The sequence below is a fragment of the Serratia sp. MYb239 genome, assembly GCF_002966855.1.
In the GTDB taxonomy this organism is placed as follows: domain Bacteria; phylum Pseudomonadota; class Gammaproteobacteria; order Enterobacterales; family Enterobacteriaceae; genus Serratia_B; species Serratia_B rhizosphaerae.
This window is the reverse complement of record NZ_CP023268.1, coordinates 4,538,864-4,556,223: the sequence shown is the minus strand read 5'-3', so window position 1 is coordinate 4,556,223 and position 17,360 is coordinate 4,538,864. Positions and strand designations below refer to the sequence as shown.

Sequence of the window (17,360 nt, the reverse complement as noted above, 5' to 3'; positions counted from 1 at the left end):
CGGCGCTCTGCGGTGGTTTACTGTGCTAGGATGAATCGATTTTCGAGCGATTGGGTGATGGCAATATCTGCCCGACACCTGCTGGCAGGCTGCTGTTTGTCGCCGGAGAAGGTCGGGGAATTAAGGGGTTACAGTGACGAATCGAGTGGAACAACTGCGCCGGCAGCTTGAACAGCGTATTTTGGTGTTGGACGGCGGTATGGGCACCATGATCCAGAGCTATAAGCTGGAAGAACAGGATTACCGCGGCGCGCGCTTTGCCGACTGGCAGAGCGATCTGAAAGGCAATAACGATCTGCTGGTGCTGACCCAGCCGGAAATTATCAGCGCGATCCACCACGGCTACCTGGAAGCGGGCGCGGATATCCTCGAAACCAACACCTTTAACGCCACCCCCATCGCGATGGCCGACTACCATATGGAATCGCTGTCGGCCGAGATCAACCGTGAGGCCGCCCGTCTGGCGCGCCGCTGCGCCGATGAATGGACGGCGCGCACGCCGGACAAGCCGCGCTACGTGGCCGGCGTACTCGGCCCGACCAACCGCACCGCCTCGATTTCGCCGGATGTTAACGACCCGGCGTTCCGCAATATCTCCTTCAACCAGCTGGTGGAAGCGTACCGCGAATCGACCCGCGCGCTGGTGGAGGGAGGCGTCGATCTGATTATGATCGAAACTATCTTCGATACGCTGAACGCCAAAGCCGCCGCGTTTGCGGTGGAAAGCGAGTTTGAGGCGCTGGGCGTCACGCTGCCGATCATGATCTCCGGCACCATTACCGATGCCTCTGGCCGCACCCTGTCCGGGCAGACCACCGAAGCGTTTTACAACTCGCTGCGCCACGTCAGGCCGCTGACCTTCGGCCTTAACTGCGCGCTGGGGCCGGATGAGCTGCGCCAGTATGTGGCGGAGCTGTCGCGCATCTGTGAAGGCTACGTCACCGCACACCCGAACGCCGGCCTGCCCAACGCCTTCGGCGAATACGATCTCGATGCGCAAGAGATGGCGAGCCAGGTGGGCGAGTGGGCGCAGTCTGGTTTTCTGAACATTATCGGCGGCTGCTGCGGCACCACGCCGGAACATATTGCCGCGATGGCCAAAGCGGTTGAGGGCGTGCCGCCGCGTCAGCTGCCGCAGCTGCCGGTGGCCTGCCGCCTGTCTGGTCTGGAGCCGCTGAATATCGACGCCGACACGCTGTTCGTCAACGTGGGCGAGCGCACCAACGTCACCGGTTCGGCCCGTTTCAAGCGGCTGATCAAAGAGGATAAATACGCCGAGGCGCTGGAGGTGGCGCTGCAGCAGGTGGAAAGCGGCGCGCAGATTATCGATATCAATATGGATGAGGGGATGCTCGACGCGGAAGCGGCGATGGTGCGCTTCCTTAACCTGATCGCCGGCGAACCGGATATCGCCCGCGTGCCGATCATGATCGACTCCTCGAAATGGGAGGTGATCGAGAAAGGGCTGCAGTGTATCCAGGGCAAGGGCATCGTTAACTCAATCTCGATGAAAGAAGGGGAAGAGGCCTTTATTCACCACGCCAAACTGGTGCGCCGTTACGGCGCGGCGGTGGTGGTGATGGCATTCGACGAAGTCGGCCAGGCGGACACCCGCGAGCGCAAATTTGACATCTGCCGCCGTGCCTACCAGATCCTGACCGAAAAGGTCGGTTTCCCGCCGGAAGACATCATTTTCGACCCGAATATCTTCGCTGTGGCGACCGGCATCGACGAGCATAACAACTATGCCGTCGACTTTATCGAAGCCTGCGGCGACATCAAAACCCATCTGCCGCACGCGATGATCTCCGGTGGCGTTTCCAACGTTTCATTCTCCTTCCGCGGCAACGATCCGGTGCGCGAAGCGATCCACGCGGTGTTTCTCTACCATGCGATCCGCAACGGCATGGATATGGGCATCGTCAACGCCGGACAGCTGGCGATTTATGACGATCTCTCCGACGAACTGCGCGAGGCGGTTGAGGATGTGATCCTCAACCGGCGCGACGACGGCACCGAGCGGCTGCTGGCGCTGGCGGAAAAATACCGCGGCAGCAAAGATAAAGAGGCCGATATTCAGCAGGCGGAGTGGCGCGGTTGGCCGGTGGTGAAGCGGCTGGAATATGCGCTGGTGAAGGGCATTACCGAATTTATCGAGCAGGATACCGAAGAGGCGCGCCAACAGGCGGAGCGGCCAATCGAAGTGATTGAAGGGCCGCTGATGGCCGGTATGAACGTGGTGGGCGATCTGTTTGGCGAGGGCAAAATGTTCCTGCCGCAGGTGGTGAAGTCGGCGCGCGTGATGAAACAGGCGGTCGCCTATCTTGAACCTTATATTCAGGCCAGCAAGCAGCAGGGCACCACTGCGGGCAAAGTGCTGCTGGCGACGGTGAAGGGCGATGTGCATGACATCGGCAAAAATATCGTCGGCGTGGTGCTGCAGTGCAACAACTACGAGATTATCGACCTCGGCGTGATGGTGCCGACCGACAAGATCCTGAAAACCGCGCGCGAAGAGAACGTCGATATTATTGGTCTCTCCGGCCTGATCACCCCGTCGCTGGATGAGATGGTCAACGTGGCTAAAGAGATGGAGCGCCAGGGCTTTACCCTGCCGCTGCTGATCGGCGGCGCCACCACCTCCAAAGCGCATACCGCGGTGAAGATTGAGCAGAACTACAGCGGGCCGACCACCTATGTGCAGAACGCCTCGCGTACCGTCGGGGTGGTGGCGGCGCTGCTGTCGGCGACGCAGCGCGACGAATTCGTCGCCCGCACGCGCAAAGAGTATGAAACCGTGCGTATTCAGCACGCGCGTAAAAAACCGCGCACGCCGCCGGTCAGCCTGCAGCAGGCACGCGACAACGCTACCCGGCTGGAGTGGGAAAGCTACACGCCGCCGGTGCCGCAGCAACTGGGCGTTTTCCCGGTGCAGGCGGATATCGCCACCCTACGCCCTTATATCGACTGGACGCCGTTCTTTATGACCTGGTCGCTGGCGGGCAAATACCCGCGCATTCTGCAAGATGAGGTGGTGGGGGACGAGGCCAAACGACTGTTCCATGACGCCAACCAGATGCTCGACGTGCTGGCGGCTTCCGGCAGTCTCAATCCGCGCGGTGTGTACGGCCTGTTCCCGGCCAACCGCGTCGGTGACGACATCGAAATCTACCGCGACGAGCAGCGTGATACGCTGCTGGCGGTCAGCCGTCATCTGCGTCAGCAGACCGAGAAAAGCGACTTTGCCAACTATTGCCTGGCGGACTTTATCGCGCCGAAAAGCAGCGGCAAGGCGGACTACTTCGGCGCGTTTGCCGTCACCGGCGGGCTGGAGGAGGACGCGCTGGCGGCGGCCTACGACGCACAGCACGATGATTACAATAAAATCATGGTGAAGGCGCTGTCGGACCGCCTGGCGGAGGCGTTCGCCGAATACCTGCACGAACAGGTGCGCAAGCTGCACTGGGGCTACGCTGCGGATGAAAGCCTGAGCAACGAAGAGCTGATTCGCGAGAACTATCAGGGGATTCGCCCGGCGCCGGGCTACCCGGCCTGCCCGGAACATACCGAGAAAGCGCAGATCTGGCAGTTGCTGGACGTGGAGCGCCATACCGGCATGCAACTGACCGAATCGTTCGCCATGTGGCCGGGGGCATCGGTCTCCGGCTGGTACTTCAGCCATCCGCAGAGCAAGTATTTCGCGGTGGCGCAAATCCAGCGCGATCAGGTGGAAGACTACGCGGCGCGTAAAGGCATGAGCATCAGCGAGGTAGAGCGCTGGCTGGCGCCGAACCTGGGGTACGACGCTGACTAAGCGTGCCGGGCTATTGCGCGGTGTAGCCGCCGTCAATCACCAGTTCTGTGCCGGTGGCGAATGCCGATTCGTCGCTGGCCAGAAACAACGCCGCGTTGGCGATATCCCGCGCCTCGCCCAGATGGCCGATCGGGTGCAGCGCCGTTAACTGCCGCAGCATTTCCGGGTCATTGCCAATCATCGGCGTATGAATATAACCGGGGTGAATGCTGTTAATGCGGATGCCGTAGCGGCTGCGGGCGGCATGCAGCGCAGCGGACTTGGTCAGCAGGCGCACGCCGCCTTTGGCGGCGTTGTAGGCCGGCAGGTTCGGGTCGCCCACCAGTCCCTCAATCGAGCTGATATTGATAATGCTGCCGCCGTGCACCTTCATCGCCATAATGCCCTGTCGGGTGCCGAGGAACACGCCGTCCAGATTGACCGCCAGCATCTTTTTCCACTCCCGGTAGGAGGTCTGCTCGATATTTTTGTACAGGCTGATGCCGGCGTTATTGACCAGAATATCCAGGCGCGGCGCCCAGTGGCGCAGCTGTTCGAATACCGTCTGCCACTCCTTCTCGCTGGTGACGTCGTGGGGCAGATAGCGGATTTTCCCGCCGTAGGCGGCAAGCTGCGTCAGCGCCTGCTGCCCGCGACGCGGGGCGATATCGGTGATGATCACCTGCGCCTGCTCTTCCAGAAAGCGTTGGGCGATAGCCAGGCCGATGCCCGATGCGCCGCCGGTGATCAGCGCGGTTTTATTCTCCAGTCTGCTCATCTTTCATCCTTGTTTTTCGTAGCCGTTGCTCTTCATGAGCGCGTCTTTATCCTGCCCGATAGTAAGGGCTTGCCGCCGGCTGCGCCAGCGCAATCGTGCCGCCTGCCGTTGAAGGGCGGTTAATTGATCTGCACGTCGAATCTGTTACATTACGGTAAGTTGCAGCATTTTTTCCGGGCCAGGGAAGCCGGCGCTGAGCGCCTGGCGGATGTGGCCCGTCGCCGTTTTGCTGTCCTGCCTTTTTCACGCCCGGCAGGCAGGATGGCCCAGCTTGCCGGACGTTAAGGGAGCGTTCCTTCCGTGTTGACCCTTCTTCACCTGCTTTCCGCCGTGGCGCTGCTGGTGTGGGGCACCCACATCGTGCGCACCGGAATTATGCGGGTTTACGGCGCCAATCTGCGCCGCATCTTGAGCGACAGCGTGGAGAAAAAACCGCTGGCGTTCGCTTCCGGCATCGGCGTCACCGCGCTGGTGCAGAGCAGCAACGCCACCGCGCTGCTGGTCACTTCCTTTGTCGCCCAGGGGCTGGTGGGGCTGGCGCCTGCGCTGGTGATCATGCTGGGCGCCGACGTCGGCACCGCACTGATGGCGCGGGTGCTGACCTTCGATCTCTCCTGGCTGTCGCCGCTGCTGATTTTCGTCGGCGTCATTTTATTCCTCAGCCGCAAACAGACGCGCGTGGGGCAGGTGGGGCGGGTATTTATCGGCCTTGGCCTGATCGTGCTGGCGCTGGAGCTGATTGTGGCGGCGGCGACGCCGATCACCCAGGCGGCCGGCGTCAAAGTGCTGTTTTCCTCCCTGACCGGCGATGTGATGCTGGACGCGCTGACCGGCGCGCTGTTTGCCATCATCAGCTATTCGAGCCTGGCGGCGGTGCTGCTGACCGCGACGCTGACCGCCTCCGGCGTGATTTCGCTGAAGGTGGCGCTGTGTCTGGTGATCGGCGCCAACCTCGGCAGCGGCCTGCTGGCGAGCATCAACAGCAGCGGGCAGAACGCGGCCGGACGGCGCGTGGCGCTGGGCAGTCTGCTGTTCAAGCTGCTGGGCAGCGCGCTGTTGCTGCCGTTTGTCTCCTATCTCGCGGACTGGATGGCCAGGCTGCCGGTGCAGGGCGAAGAGCTGGTGATCTATTTCCACGTGTTCTACAACCTGATCCGCTGCCTGCTGTTTATTCCGCTGGCCGACCCGATGGCGCGACTGTGCCGCATGTTGATCGCCGATGCGCCGGAAGAAGACCCGCGCCTGCGTCCGCGCCACCTCGACAGCAGCGCGCTGGATACGCCGTCGCTGGCGCTGGCCAATGCGGCGCGCGAAACGCTGCGCATGGGCGACGTGGTGGAGCATATGCTGATCCTGCAGCACGAAGTGCTGCATGGCAAACTGGGGCAGGACAAAGAGGTGCGCCGGCTGGATGACGATGTCGACGTGCTGTACACCGCGATAAAACTCTACCTGGCGCAAATTCAGAAAGAGGATCTGGGCGAGGAAGACTCGCGCCGCTGGGCGGAGATTATCGAGATGGCGCTGAACCTGGAGCAGGCCGGGGACATCATCGAACGGATGACGGGCGATGTCGCGGCCAAGTCCCACGCGGCGCGGCGTGGGTTCTCGCCGGAGGGGCTGGCGGAGCTGGACGCGCTGCATGAGCGGCTGGTGGCCAACCTGCGCCTGAGCCTGTCGGTGTTCCTGTCGGCGGATCTCACCAGCGCCAAACGCCTGCGCCGTTCCAAACACCGCTTCCGCATTCTGGACCGGCGTTATGCTCACGCGCACGTTGATCGTCTGCACCAGCAGAACGTGCAGAGTATCGAGACCAGTTCGCTGCATCTGGGGTTGCTGGGGGATATGAAGCGTCTGAACTCGCTGTTCTGCGCGGTGGCGTACAACGTGCTGGATCAGGATGAGCGTGATGATGAGCGCGACTGGGAAGATACGCCGAGAACGCTGTAGCGGCAAAAAAACGGGGCGCACTGGCGCCCCTGCTTGTTATCAACGTGATGCCGGCGTTTGCGCCGGCATTATTTTTTCGCCGGCTTAATCGGCCGCCCGGACCAATAACCCGCCAGCAGCGAGCCGGAGAGGTTGTGCCATACCGAGAACAGCGCGCCCGGCAGGGCGGCCAGCGGCGTAAAGTAGATTTTGCCCAGCGTCGCCGCCAGCCCTGAGTTCTGCATGCCGACCTCAATCGCCAGCGTGCGGCAGGTGGACTCGTCAAAGCCGAACAGCTTGCCGCCCCAGTAGCCGCTTAGCAGGCCGATGGCGTTATGCAGAATCACCGCGATAATCACCACCAGACCGACGGAGGCGATATGGCTTTGGCTGCCGGCCACCACGGCGCTGATGATCGCCAGAATACACACCATCGACAGCGGCGGCAGCAGCGGCTCAAGCCGTTTGACCGCTTTGCCGAACAGATGATGGACAATCAGGCCGAGGCCGATCGGGATCACCACGATCTGCAGAATGCTCAGCAGCATGCCGACGATATCGACGCTGATGTCGGCGTCGACGTACAGGCGCGTCAGCAGCGGCGTGGCGAACACGCCAACCAGGGTGGAAACGGCGGAGATGGTTACCGACAGCGCCACGTCCCCCTTGGCCAGATAGATCATCACGTTGGAGGCGGTGCCGCTGGCGACGCTGCCGACCAGCACCATCCCGGCGGACAGGTCCGGCGGCATATGAAACAGCATCGCCAACAGCCAGGCCGCCAGCGGCATAATCAGATAGTGCAGAAAGATGCCGGCCGCCACCGGGCCGGGGCGCGCCAGCACGCGTTTAAAATCGTCCAGCCGCAGCGTGACGCCCATGGCGAACATAATCAGCATCAGCAGCGGGCTGACGTAAGGACTGATGCCGGTAAAGGTGGCGGGCGTGTAGTAGGCGGCGACGGAGAGCAGCACCGCCCACAGCGGGAATAATCGGGTGAAGGTTGCCAACATGATTCGGGTTTTCCTTGGGCCAAATAACGCGGATGGTTGTTGTGTTGTGTTGTGTTGTGTTGTGTTGTGTTGTGTTGTGTTGTGTTGTGTTGTGTTTTTTTTAGTCAGAATGCGGCAGGCAGGGTTATCAGGCGGTGGGCGCAGCCTGCCGTGCCCACCGCCTGTCAGTATGGCTTATTCGAACAGATTATGGTGCAGGGTGCGTACCACCTGCTCGGCATCGCTGCCCGGCACCAGGAAGCACAGGTTGTAGTTGCTGGCGCCGTAGCAAATCATGCGGATATTGAACGGATCCATCACGCCGAACACCTCTTTGCCGACGCCGCAGGCGCGCGACAGCTTATTGCCGATCAGCGCGATCAGCGCCAGGTCTTCTTCCACTTCCACCCGGCACAGCGAGGAGAGTTCGGTCAGCAGCGCGGTGGTCAGCAGGCTGCTGCCGCTGGAGGTGGAGCCGGTGGTGTCCATGGTCAGCGCGATGCTGACTTCAGAGGTGGTGATCAGATCCACCGAGATATTGTGGCGTGCCAGAATGCTGAACACTTCCGCCAGGAAGCCGCGGGCGTGCAGCATATTCAGGCTGTGCAGCGTCAGCAGCGTTTGTTTGCGGCGCAGCGCCAGCGCGCGGAACAGCGGCGGGTTTTCGGTGGTGTTGCACACCAGCGTGCCGCCGGCGGCCGGATCCTTGCTGGAGCCGACAAATACCGGAATATCGCTGCGCACCGCCGGCAGCAGGGTGGCCGGATGCAGCACTTTGGCGCCGAAGGTGGCCATCTCCGCCGCCTCTTCAAAGGCGATTTTATCGATACGTTTGGCGGCCGGCACCACGCGTGGGTCGGTGGTGTAAATGCCGGGTACGTCGGTCCAGATATCCACCCGGCTGAGGTTCAGCGCTTCGCCCAGCAGCGCGGCGGTATAGTCGCTGCCGCCACGGCCCAGCGTGGTGGTGCGGCCTTTCGCTTCGCTGCCGATAAAGCCCTGGGTGACCACCAGCGACGTTTGCAGGCGCGGCTGCAGCAGCGTCTGCGCCAGCTCTTTCAGCACCGCGCCGTCCGGCGTCGCCCGGCCGAAGTGGTCATCGGTATGCATCACCTTGCGCACGTCGAACCATTCGGCCTGCGCCTGGCGCTGGCGCAGAATCTCTACAAACAGCAGGGTGGACATCAGCTCGCCGTGGCTGACCAGCTCATCGGTCAGTGCGCTGGAGGTGGCCAGCGCGGCCGCGTCCGACAGCATGGCGATATTTTCCAGCATGCGGTCGATCTCCTCGCGGACGACGGCGGGGTTGTCCAGGCGATCGAGAATGGCGTATTGGATACGGCGGATTTCGTCGAGCTGATAGCTGCGCTGCTCGCTTTCGCTGCCGGCGGCCAGCGCCACCAGCAGATTGGTGACGCCCGCGGAGGCGGAAAGCACCACCAGTCGTACGTCAGGATTACCCAGAACCACGTCGGCGCTGCGGTTCATGGCCTCAAAATCGGCGACGCTGGTGCCGCCGAACTTGGCCACCACGGGGGAAGATTGGGGTGCTGCTTGATTCATGTAAAAAAACCTCGTGTCAGGGATATCGTATCTGACGACTCTATCGCTAATAAGCCTTGGCACGGGGGAGAGCGGTAAACAGGGAGCAGACGTAGGGGTTGCTACGATACACCCAGAAGCGCCCCACCTTGCCGACCGTCCGCCATGGACAGTCCTGGTGACAACCCAGGGGATTCAGCCCCTGTAGCCGACACGCCGCTTAGCCGAATGGGCGGCGTACCTCGGCGTCGCTCCCCCTCCAGTGCCGTCATGGGATAACGGCTCCTCCGACACTGTACCTGGGCGACGCGCCTCTTCTGGCTTGCGCACGGGTGCGCAAGTAGGCTGATAGGAATAGCCGGTTTAACCGCTGCTGTCAACGGCCGGGCGTTGAGGGTTTTTCATCTTGCACCAGCGCAATCAGCGTGCAGGGCATAGTTGGCGTTGAACCCGCGCCGATCGGTTGCAAACTGCCGTCTTCTCGCTGATAAAAAAGCGGGATGACGCCGCGGTTTTTCTCCAGATATTCCGGCCAGCCAAAGTTGTCGTTGAGGCGGGTCACCTTGATGACGGCGCCTTTGGCGATCAGGCTGCTCAGGCGGGCGTAGGTCGCCTCGTGATTGAACAGGATCTCATGGCGGCGGAAGCGGGAACTTTCCGTGCTGTTGGCGCGTCCCTTCAGCGGCGCGCCGGAGCGGATGGCGAACACGTGATCGTCGCCGAAAATATGGCCGAAGTGGTACACCGCCAGCGCGTTTTGGTGGCGGTTGGGCGACAACGCCAGCACCTGGGCGGTGTCGCTCAGATCGAGGGTGTTGTCGGCGTGTTCCGAGTAGGCATGGCCGTAATAGGCGGGAATGCCCTCCATCCGCGCCTGGCGGTAATACTCCCAGCTACTGTCGGTGACCATCACCGGCACGTTCATTTTCATCAGCGCCTGCGCCAGCGTGCGCGCCACGCCGTTGGCGCCGACGATCAGCACGCCGCGCGGTTTCTGCTGCTGTACCCGTAGCCAGCGGGCGATAATGCCGCTGGTCAGGCTTTGCAGCACCACGGTGCCGATAATAATGGCGAACACCACCGTCACCAGCCGGTCTGCGCCTGCATAACCGTTGCGCTGCAGGGTCAGGGCAAACAGCGAACTGACCGCCGCCGCCACGATGCCGCGCGGCGCGATCCAGCACAGCAGCAGGCGGTCGCGCCAGTGCAGGCTGGAGCGCCAGGTTGACAGCGCAATGCACAGCGGGCGGGCGATAAACTGCACCACCAGCAGCAAAACCAACAGCGGCCAGCCCATCTGCCACAGCGCGTTGATATCCAGCCGGGCGGCCAGAATAATAAACAGCGCCGAAATCAGAATCGCCGACAGCTCTTCCTTAAAGGCCAGAATATCGCTGGTGTCCACGTCGCGCATATTGGCCAGCCAAATGCCCATCACCGTCACGGTCAGCAGGCCGGATTCGTCAGCCAGCGCGTTGGACAGGCCAAAGGCGGTGAGCATAATCGCCAGCACCGCCAGGTTCTGCAGATAGCGCGGCAGCCAGACGCGGCGCAGCGCAATGCCCAGCAGGTAGCCGAACAGCGCGCCGGCAATCAGCCCGACGGCGGCGGTGACGCCGAGCGTCCAGAACAGATGGGTATAGGATTCGGCGTTCTGCTGCAGCACGATAAATTCAAACACCAGCAGGGTGAAGATGGCGCCGACCGGATCGATCACAATCCCTTCCCAGCGCAGCACCTGGTTAATCCTGGCGTTCGGCCGCACCACGCGCATCAGCGGGGCGATCACCGTCGGGCCGGTAACCACCGTCACCGCGCCGATCAGCGCTGCCAGTTCCGGCGGAAAGTCCAGCAGCCACCAGCAGGCGACGCCGATGGTCATAAAGGTCGCCAGCATGCCGACGGTGACCAGATTGCGCACCACGCCGCCCAGCCCGCGGATCTCCTCCACCCGCAGCGTCAGCGCGCCTTCAAACAGGATGATCGCCACCGACAGCGACACCAGCGGAAACAGCAGATCGCCGAATAGCCCGTCCGGCTGCACCAGATGCACCACCGGGCCTAAAATAATGCCGAACAGCAACAGCGGCAGTATTGCCGGCAGGCGTAATAACCAGGCGAGCCACTGCGCCAGCAGCGAGCTTAAGCCGATAACCACCAACATCAACGGGGCGGAGAGTTCCATGAGAGCGATCCCTTTCAACAACGATATGGTCAACAATGACACAATTTGATGACAACCAGATCGGCCTGATAACAGGCCGTTAGCTCAATTATAGGGAAAAAGCTGAAACGATGCGGCTACGCATTGACAGTTAGCGCCTATCGCAAGAAAAGAGATCATAATCACGCTCTAACAGGCTACAATCGGACAATCACGTCATATTCATTCTCAAGCATAAGAGCGTTGCTATGAAAAATATCAATCCTAGTCAAACCGCTGCTTGGCAAGCCCTGCAGCAACATTTTGAACAAATGAAAGACGTACAGATCGGCGATCTGTTTGCCCAGGATAGCGAGCGTTTCTCCAAGTTCTCCGCCACCTTCGACGACCAGATGCTGGTGGATTACTCCAAAAACCGCATTACCGCGGAGACGCTGACCAAGCTGCAGGCGCTGGCGCAAGAGACGGATTTGCAGGGCGCGATCAAAGCCATGTTCTCCGGCGAAAAAATCAACCGCACCGAAGACCGCGCGGTGCTGCACGTGGCGCTGCGCAACCGCAGCAACACGCCGATTATCGTTGACGGCAAAGACGTGATGCCGGAAGTGAACGCGGTGCTGGCGAAGATGAAGCAGTTCTGCGAACGGGTGATCGGCGGCGCGTGGACCGGCTATACCGGTAAAGCGATCACCGACGTGGTCAACATCGGTATCGGCGGCTCCGACCTGGGCCCTTACATGGTGACCGAGGCGCTGCGCCCGTATAAAAACCACCTGAACATGCACTTTGTCTCCAACGTTGACGGCACCCATATCGCCGAAACGCTGAAGCCGCTGAACCCGGAAACGACCCTGTTCCTGGTGGCCTCCAAAACCTTCACCACTCAGGAAACCATGACCAACGCCCACAGCGCGCGCGATTGGTTCCTGCAGACGGCGGGCGATCGGCAGCACGTGGCCAAACACTTCGCCGCGCTGTCGACCAACGCCAAAGCGGTCGGCGAGTTCGGCATCGATACCGACAACATGTTCGAATTCTGGGACTGGGTCGGCGGCCGTTATTCCCTGTGGTCCGCCATCGGCCTGTCGATTGCGCTGTCCATCGGCTTTGACAACTTCGAACAGCTGCTGAGCGGCGCGCATGCGATGGATAAACACTTCGCGCAGACGCCGGCGGAGCAGAACCTGCCGGTACTGCTGGCGCTGATCGGCATCTGGTACAACAACTTCTTCGGCGCTGAAACCGAAGCCATTCTGCCGTATGACCAGTATATGCACCGTTTTGCCGCGTACTTCCAGCAGGGCAATATGGAATCCAACGGCAAGTATGTCGATCGCAACGGCAACCCGGTGGACTACCAGACCGGCCCAATCATCTGGGGCGAGCCGGGCACCAACGGTCAGCATGCGTTCTACCAGCTGATTCACCAGGGCACCAAACTGGTTCCTTGCGACTTTATCGCGCCGGCGGTCAGCCATAACCCGCTGAGCGACCATCACGCCAAGCTGCTGTCCAACTTCTTCGCCCAGACCGAAGCGCTGGCGTTCGGCAAATCGCTGGAGACCGTTGAGGCGGAATTTGCCGCGCAGGGCAAAAAGCCGGAAGAGGTGCAGCATGTGGCGCCGTTCAAAGTGTTCGAGGGCAACCGTCCGACCAACTCCATCCTGCTGCGTGAGATCACGCCGTTCAGCCTGGGCAGCCTGATTGCGCTGTATGAGCACAAGATCTTCACCCAGGGCGCGATCCTGAATATCTTCACCTTCGACCAGTGGGGCGTGGAGCTGGGCAAACAGCTGGCTAACCGCATCCTGCCGGAACTGGCGGGCGGTGAGCAGATCGGCAGCCACGACAGCTCCACCAACGGCCTGATCAACCGCTTTAAAGCGTGGCGCTAAGGCTTGAACCGCGTCCGTGAATAACAAAAAACCCGCCGCGGCGGGTTTTTTATTGCCGGTTGGCTGCCGGAATTCAGCGGGACAGGAAGTCAATCACCATGCGGCCTTTGATCTTGCCCTGTTCCATTTCCTGGAAAATGGCGTTGATATCCTCCACCGGACGTTTGGTAACGGTGGGCACCACCTTGCCTTCGGCGGCGAACTGAAACGCCTCTTTTAAATCTTCACGGGTGCCGACCAGCGAACCGACCACCTGAATGCCGTCCAGCACCAGCCGCGGGATATTCAGGCTCATCGACTCCGGCGGCAGGCCGACGGCAACGATGCGGCCGCCGGCACGCATGGCGTCCACCGCCGAGTTGAATGCCGCCTTGGCTACCGCAGTCACTACCGCGGCGTGCGCGCCCTGGACTTTATCCTGGATGATCTGTGCCGCGTCTTCCGTACGGGAGTTAATCACCAAATCGGCGCCCATTTCGCTGGCGAATTTCAGCTGTGCGTCATTGACGTCGATGGCGATCACCTTGGCGTTAAAGACGTTTTTCGCATACTGCAGCGCCAGGTTGCCGAGGCCGCCCAGGCCGTAAATGGCAATCCACTGGCCGGGGGCAATGCCCGATATTTTCACCGCCTTGTAGGTGGTGACGCCGGCGCAGGTGATGCTGCTGGCGGCCGCCGAATCCAGCCCGTCCGGCACTTTTACCGCGTAGTCGGCCACCACGATGCACTCTTCCGCCATCCCGCCGTCCACGCTGTAGCCAGCGTTCTTCACCTCGCGGCACAGGGTTTCGTTGCCGCTGTTACAGTATTCGCAGTGTCCGCAGCCCTGGTAGAACCAAGCGACGCTGGCGCGGTCGCCAACTTTCAGCGAGCTGACGCCGGGGCCGATCGCCTTCACCACGCCGATGCCTTCATGGCCGAGGATGACGCCTGTCTTATCACCGAAATCACCGTTTTTGACGTGCAGATCGGTATGGCAGACGCCGCAGCACTCCATACTGAGCAGCGCTTCGCCGTGTTCCAGCGGGCGCAGCTGTTTATCCACGATGCCGACCGAGTGATCCTGATTAACAACTGCAGCTTTCATTATGAGTCTCCTGAACGATCGCAAACTTAAAAGATAGCGCAGAATCGGCGTGGCGATGGGGGGCTGGGCAAAAGAAAGCGGGGCAAAGAAAAATGCCGGTCGGTGAGGCACCGGCCGGCATGGTAACGAGGATAGGATCCGCGATTACAGATTGATTGGCACTTCCAGGCTGATGCCGGCGCCAACGTCGTCTGCGGTGCTGTTGTTGTTATCGGTGTACCACAGGCTGGTATCGAATTTCACCTGCGAATCGAAGTCGTAGCCCCAACCCAACTGAATGCCTTTCAGCGTATCCGAGCGCGGGAAGGCCTGGTTAATTGACTGATTCTGCGGGTTAACTTTGGCATATACCACGCGGGTGCTCCAACGCTGACCGTCGTCCAGCACCAGTTCAACCCGACCGGACAGCATCTGGCCGTCGCCGCCCATCGCGTGGCCCAGCGGGTAACCTTGCTGGTAATAGCCGCCACGGTAAGTATAGTGGCTATACACATAGCTTTTACGTTTCATGTTGGCACGTGTATCGGCGCCTTCGATATACCAGTTGATGGTGTTCGGACCCCATTCCGGGTGGCCTTCCAGACCCAGCAGGTAGGTATTCTGCGATGGCAGCAGGCCGGCTTCATCCTCACCGATCAACTGACCGTACAGGCTGACCGGCAAGCCGATTAGCGGCTGCATCTTCAGTTTGAAGTCAAAGCCAGCCAGCTGGTTGCCCGGATCGTTGCCGCTGGCGGAATCATCATTATCTTTGCCGGTAAAGCCGTCCCAGAACGAGCTCCAGGATTCCGGACGACCTTGCCCGCCCCATTGCATGATGCGGGATGCGCCCAGTTCGACAAAGTCGGTCGGCATCATGGTGAAACGGCCGCCAATCAGCTTGGTGTGCGGTATGGAGGTATATTGGGAGAGCTGGCCGGCGGTAATCTGGTACTGCCAGCGGCCGATCCAGGAGAGCCATGGGGTTTCAAACGGCGACTGGTCGGCGCGCTGCATCATAAAGCCGGTAACCGGACGCGCGGCGTCAGAGCGGATCAGGCTGCCATCATAGCCCGGGCCCCACCACTGAGAGACTTCACCGAAGGAGATCCACTGGTTCCAGACTTTTAGCGCGCCGTAGGAACCTTGCATATTAAACTTGGAACCGTCGCTGACGCGCTGGTCGCCTTCCACTGAACCTTGCAGGCGCACATCCCAGTATTCGCCGCTGCCGCCGACGCCGACGGTCAGACGATCGTCAGCATACTCATTTTGGCCGAAGCCTTGCGGGGTGCCGGGTTTATCGGTGGAGGCATAGCCGCTGATGCGGATATTGGATTTCAGTTCGCCAACGCGGCGCTGAACGCGGTCAATCACGTTCTTTTCGGTATTGGTGACCGGTTTGGCCTGCGACAGTACGGAGTTAATCTCTTCCTGGCTGAGCGGCCAGGTGGACAGACTGACGTTGATCACGCCGCGATCGGACAGCCAGGCCAGATCGTTGCGCAGATCGTTATCAGGAGTGACCAGACCGCTGGCGTGGCTGGTCAAGGCACAGGTAAACAAGCCTGCGGCGACCAGTCCATTGAGTTTAGCGCGCATAAAAATTTCCTTTCCTGAGTCAGGGAATTGTAGATTTTATGTAAAGTTCTGTGCCCCATAATAGATGACATTTCAATTTGCTACAAATATATCCAATGATGAATGCTTTCTATAAGTTATTGTTATTATGGTGATTATATTGTGTGGTAGCGTTGACGTAATTTTTAAGATAATACCTATAGTTAGATGCGGTTCATTCTTTTGAGGTTCGGATTGGAGAGAAATATGGCAAAGACGTCGCGGTCGATAGCAATTGCTAAAGGCTTACAGCGGGTACTGAACGTCGGGCTGCTGCTGCTGGCGGCGATCCTGGTGGTATTCCTGGTGAAGGAAACCATCCATCTGGCGAAGGTGTTATTTATCAATAACGAGGAGTCTTCATCGTATCTGCTGATTGAAGGCATCGTGATCTACTTCCTGTACTTTGAGTTTATTGCTTTGATTGTTAAGTACTTTGAGTCGGGTTACCACTTTCCGCTGCGCTACTTTATCTATATCGGCATTACCGCGATTATCCGGCTGATCATCGTCGATCATAAGAATCCCTTTGATACGCTGATTTACGCCGGGGCGATCATGCTGCTGGTGGCGACGCTGTATCTGGCCAATACCGATCGGCTCAAGCGCGAATAGCGGCCTAAAAAAGGCGTCCCGCCCGGGACGCCAAAGACACAGGCACAGTGTGAAACCCCTCGTGATTTTCTTACATTACCCTTTAACCCCGCCGGCGGTCAGGCCGCCCACCAGCCAGCGCTGCGCCAGCAGGAAGACGGCGGTGATCGGAATGGCCGACAGCACCGCTGCGGCGGCGAAGTCTCCCCACAGATAGTTCTGCGGATTCAGGTATTGCTGCATCCCCACCGCCAGCGTGTAACTGTTCACGTCGCGTAACAACAGTGAGGCGACCGGCACCTCGGTGATGGCGGCGATAAACGACAGAATAAACACCACCGCCAGGATCGGCACCGACAGCGGCAGCAGCACCAGGCGGAAGGCCTGCCACGGCGTGGCGCCGTCCAGCGCCGCCGCTTCCTCCAGCGAATTGTCGATGGTTTCGAAGTAGCCCTTGATGGTCCAGACGTGCAGGGCAATGCCGCCCATATAGGCGAAAATCACCCCGCCGTGGGTATTGAGGCCGATAAACGGCAGGTATTGGCCCAGACGATCAAACAGCGCGTACAGGGCGACCAGTGACAGCACCGCCGGGAACATCTGAAAAATCAGCATGCTTTTCAGCAGGGTGCTTTTACCGCGAAAGCGCAGGCGCGCAAAGGCATAGGCGCAGGTGGTCGACAGCGTGACGATGCCGATGGCGGTGATCGCCGCTACTTTCACCGAATTCCACAGCCACAGCAGCACCGGGAAGGGCGGCGGCGTTACGCTGCCGTCGGCGTGGGTAACGCTCAGGCCCAGCGCCAGCCGCCAGTGGTCGAAGGAGACCTGATCCGGGATCAGACTGCCGGTGGCGAAGTTGCCGGCGCGCAGCGAAATCGCCACCACCATCAGCAGCGGAAACATGATCAGGGCGATAAAGCTCAGCATTGCCAGATGGGTCAGCCACAGACGCAGGCGCTGGGATTTTGGTTGGACCATAGCCAT

At 60.4% G+C, this 17,360-nt stretch carries 11 protein-coding genes and 1 riboswitch; of the genes, 4 read left to right on the top strand and 7 right to left on the bottom strand.

Features of this window, described 5'->3' with window-relative positions; genetic code table 11:
• The first annotated feature begins 133 nt into the window (after nucleotides 1-133).
• Nucleotides 134-3,814 carry a methionine synthase gene (gene metH / locus CLM71_RS21755; protein ID WP_105232856.1) on the top strand — a complete coding sequence of 1,227 codons (3,681 nt, stop codon included), beginning with the start codon at nucleotides 134-136 and terminating at the stop codon, nucleotides 3,812-3,814.
• Between the two features lie 10 nt (nucleotides 3,815-3,824).
• Here the strand turns inward: metH and CLM71_RS21750 are convergent, their stop codons facing one another.
• The gene (locus tag CLM71_RS21750) at nucleotides 3,825-4,571 is read right to left on the bottom strand and encodes an SDR family oxidoreductase (protein ID WP_105232855.1); all 747 of its coding nucleotides are present in this window, start codon (nucleotides 4,569-4,571) and stop codon (nucleotides 3,825-3,827) included.
• 300 nt (nucleotides 4,572-4,871) lie between these two features.
• Here CLM71_RS21750 and CLM71_RS21745 point away from each other — a divergent pair, with 300 nt between their 5' ends.
• Nucleotides 4,872-6,521, top strand: a complete 1,650-nt coding sequence (locus CLM71_RS21745; RefSeq protein WP_105232854.1) for a Na/Pi cotransporter family protein — start codon at nucleotides 4,872-4,874, stop codon at nucleotides 6,519-6,521.
• Nucleotides 6,522-6,589: 68 nt separating this feature from the next.
• Here CLM71_RS21745 and panS read toward each other — a convergent pair whose 3' ends face one another.
• The 3 genes from panS to CLM71_RS21725 all read right to left on the bottom strand — a co-directional run bounded on the left by panS (nucleotide 6,590) and on the right by CLM71_RS21725 (nucleotide 11,219).
• Complete coding sequence (panS, locus tag CLM71_RS21740) at nucleotides 6,590-7,513, bottom strand: ketopantoate/pantoate/pantothenate transporter PanS (RefSeq protein ID WP_105232853.1); 924 nt, start codon at nucleotides 7,511-7,513, stop codon at nucleotides 6,590-6,592.
• 174 nt (nucleotides 7,514-7,687) lie between these two features.
• A complete protein-coding gene (gene lysC, locus CLM71_RS21730) occupies nucleotides 7,688-9,055 on the bottom strand; it encodes a lysine-sensitive aspartokinase 3 (protein WP_105232852.1) in 1,368 nt (455 codons plus the stop codon).
• 108 nt (nucleotides 9,056-9,163) lie between these two features.
• Nucleotides 9,164-9,359, bottom strand: a riboswitch (Lysine riboswitch).
• Nucleotides 9,360-9,410: 51 nt separating this feature from the next.
• Nucleotides 9,411-11,219, bottom strand: a complete 1,809-nt coding sequence (locus tag CLM71_RS21725) for a sodium:proton antiporter (RefSeq protein ID WP_105232851.1) — start codon at nucleotides 11,217-11,219, stop codon at nucleotides 9,411-9,413.
• A 227-nt stretch (nucleotides 11,220-11,446) separates the two neighbouring features.
• Here CLM71_RS21725 and pgi point away from each other — a divergent pair, with 227 nt between their 5' ends.
• Entirely contained in the window at nucleotides 11,447-13,093 is a 1,647-nt protein-coding gene (gene pgi / locus CLM71_RS21720; RefSeq protein ID WP_105232850.1) for a glucose-6-phosphate isomerase, read from the top strand.
• Between the two features lie 73 nt (nucleotides 13,094-13,166).
• Here pgi and adhP read toward each other — a convergent pair whose 3' ends face one another.
• The gene (adhP, locus tag CLM71_RS21715) at nucleotides 13,167-14,180 is read right to left on the bottom strand and encodes an alcohol dehydrogenase AdhP (protein ID WP_105232849.1); all 1,014 of its coding nucleotides are present in this window, start codon (nucleotides 14,178-14,180) and stop codon (nucleotides 13,167-13,169) included.
• 144 nt (nucleotides 14,181-14,324) lie between these two features.
• A complete protein-coding gene (locus tag CLM71_RS21710; protein WP_105232848.1) occupies nucleotides 14,325-15,761 on the bottom strand; it encodes a capsule assembly Wzi family protein in 1,437 nt (478 codons plus the stop codon).
• A 225-nt stretch (nucleotides 15,762-15,986) separates the two neighbouring features.
• On the opposite strand from CLM71_RS21710, the gene psiE reads away from it, so the two are divergent.
• Nucleotides 15,987-16,394: a phosphate-starvation-inducible protein PsiE gene (psiE, locus tag CLM71_RS21705; RefSeq protein WP_105232847.1), complete on the top strand. Its 408-nt coding sequence runs from the start codon at nucleotides 15,987-15,989 to the stop codon at nucleotides 16,392-16,394.
• Nucleotides 16,395-16,469: 75 nt separating this feature from the next.
• On the opposite strand, the gene malG is transcribed toward psiE, so the two are convergent.
• Entirely contained in the window at nucleotides 16,470-17,360 is an 891-nt protein-coding gene (malG, locus tag CLM71_RS21700; protein ID WP_105232846.1) for a maltose ABC transporter permease MalG, read from the bottom strand.

Bases quoted from the DNA above. Each gene is read 5' to 3' on its own strand.
- pgi (WP_105232850.1), top strand. From the start codon at position 11,447: ATGAAAAATATCAATCCTAGTCAAACCGCTGCTTGGCAAGCCCTGCAG.
- CLM71_RS21725 (WP_105232851.1), bottom strand. From the start codon at position 11,219: ATGGAACTCTCCGCCCCGTTGATGTTGGTGGTTATCGGCTTAAGCTCG.
- panS (WP_105232853.1), bottom strand. From the start codon at position 7,513: ATGTTGGCAACCTTCACCCGATTATTCCCGCTGTGGGCGGTGCTGCTC.
- malG (WP_105232846.1), bottom strand. From the start codon at position 17,360: ATGGCTATGGTCCAACCAAAATCCCAGCGCCTGCGTCTGTGGCTGACC.
- lysC (WP_105232852.1), bottom strand. From the start codon at position 9,055: ATGAATCAAGCAGCACCCCAATCTTCCCCCGTGGTGGCCAAGTTCGGC.
- psiE (WP_105232847.1), top strand. From the start codon at position 15,987: ATGGCAAAGACGTCGCGGTCGATAGCAATTGCTAAAGGCTTACAGCGG.
- CLM71_RS21750 (WP_105232855.1), bottom strand. From the start codon at position 4,571: ATGAGCAGACTGGAGAATAAAACCGCGCTGATCACCGGCGGCGCATCG.
- adhP (WP_105232849.1), bottom strand. From the start codon at position 14,180: ATGAAAGCTGCAGTTGTTAATCAGGATCACTCGGTCGGCATCGTGGAT.
- CLM71_RS21710 (WP_105232848.1), bottom strand. From the start codon at position 15,761: ATGCGCGCTAAACTCAATGGACTGGTCGCCGCAGGCTTGTTTACCTGT.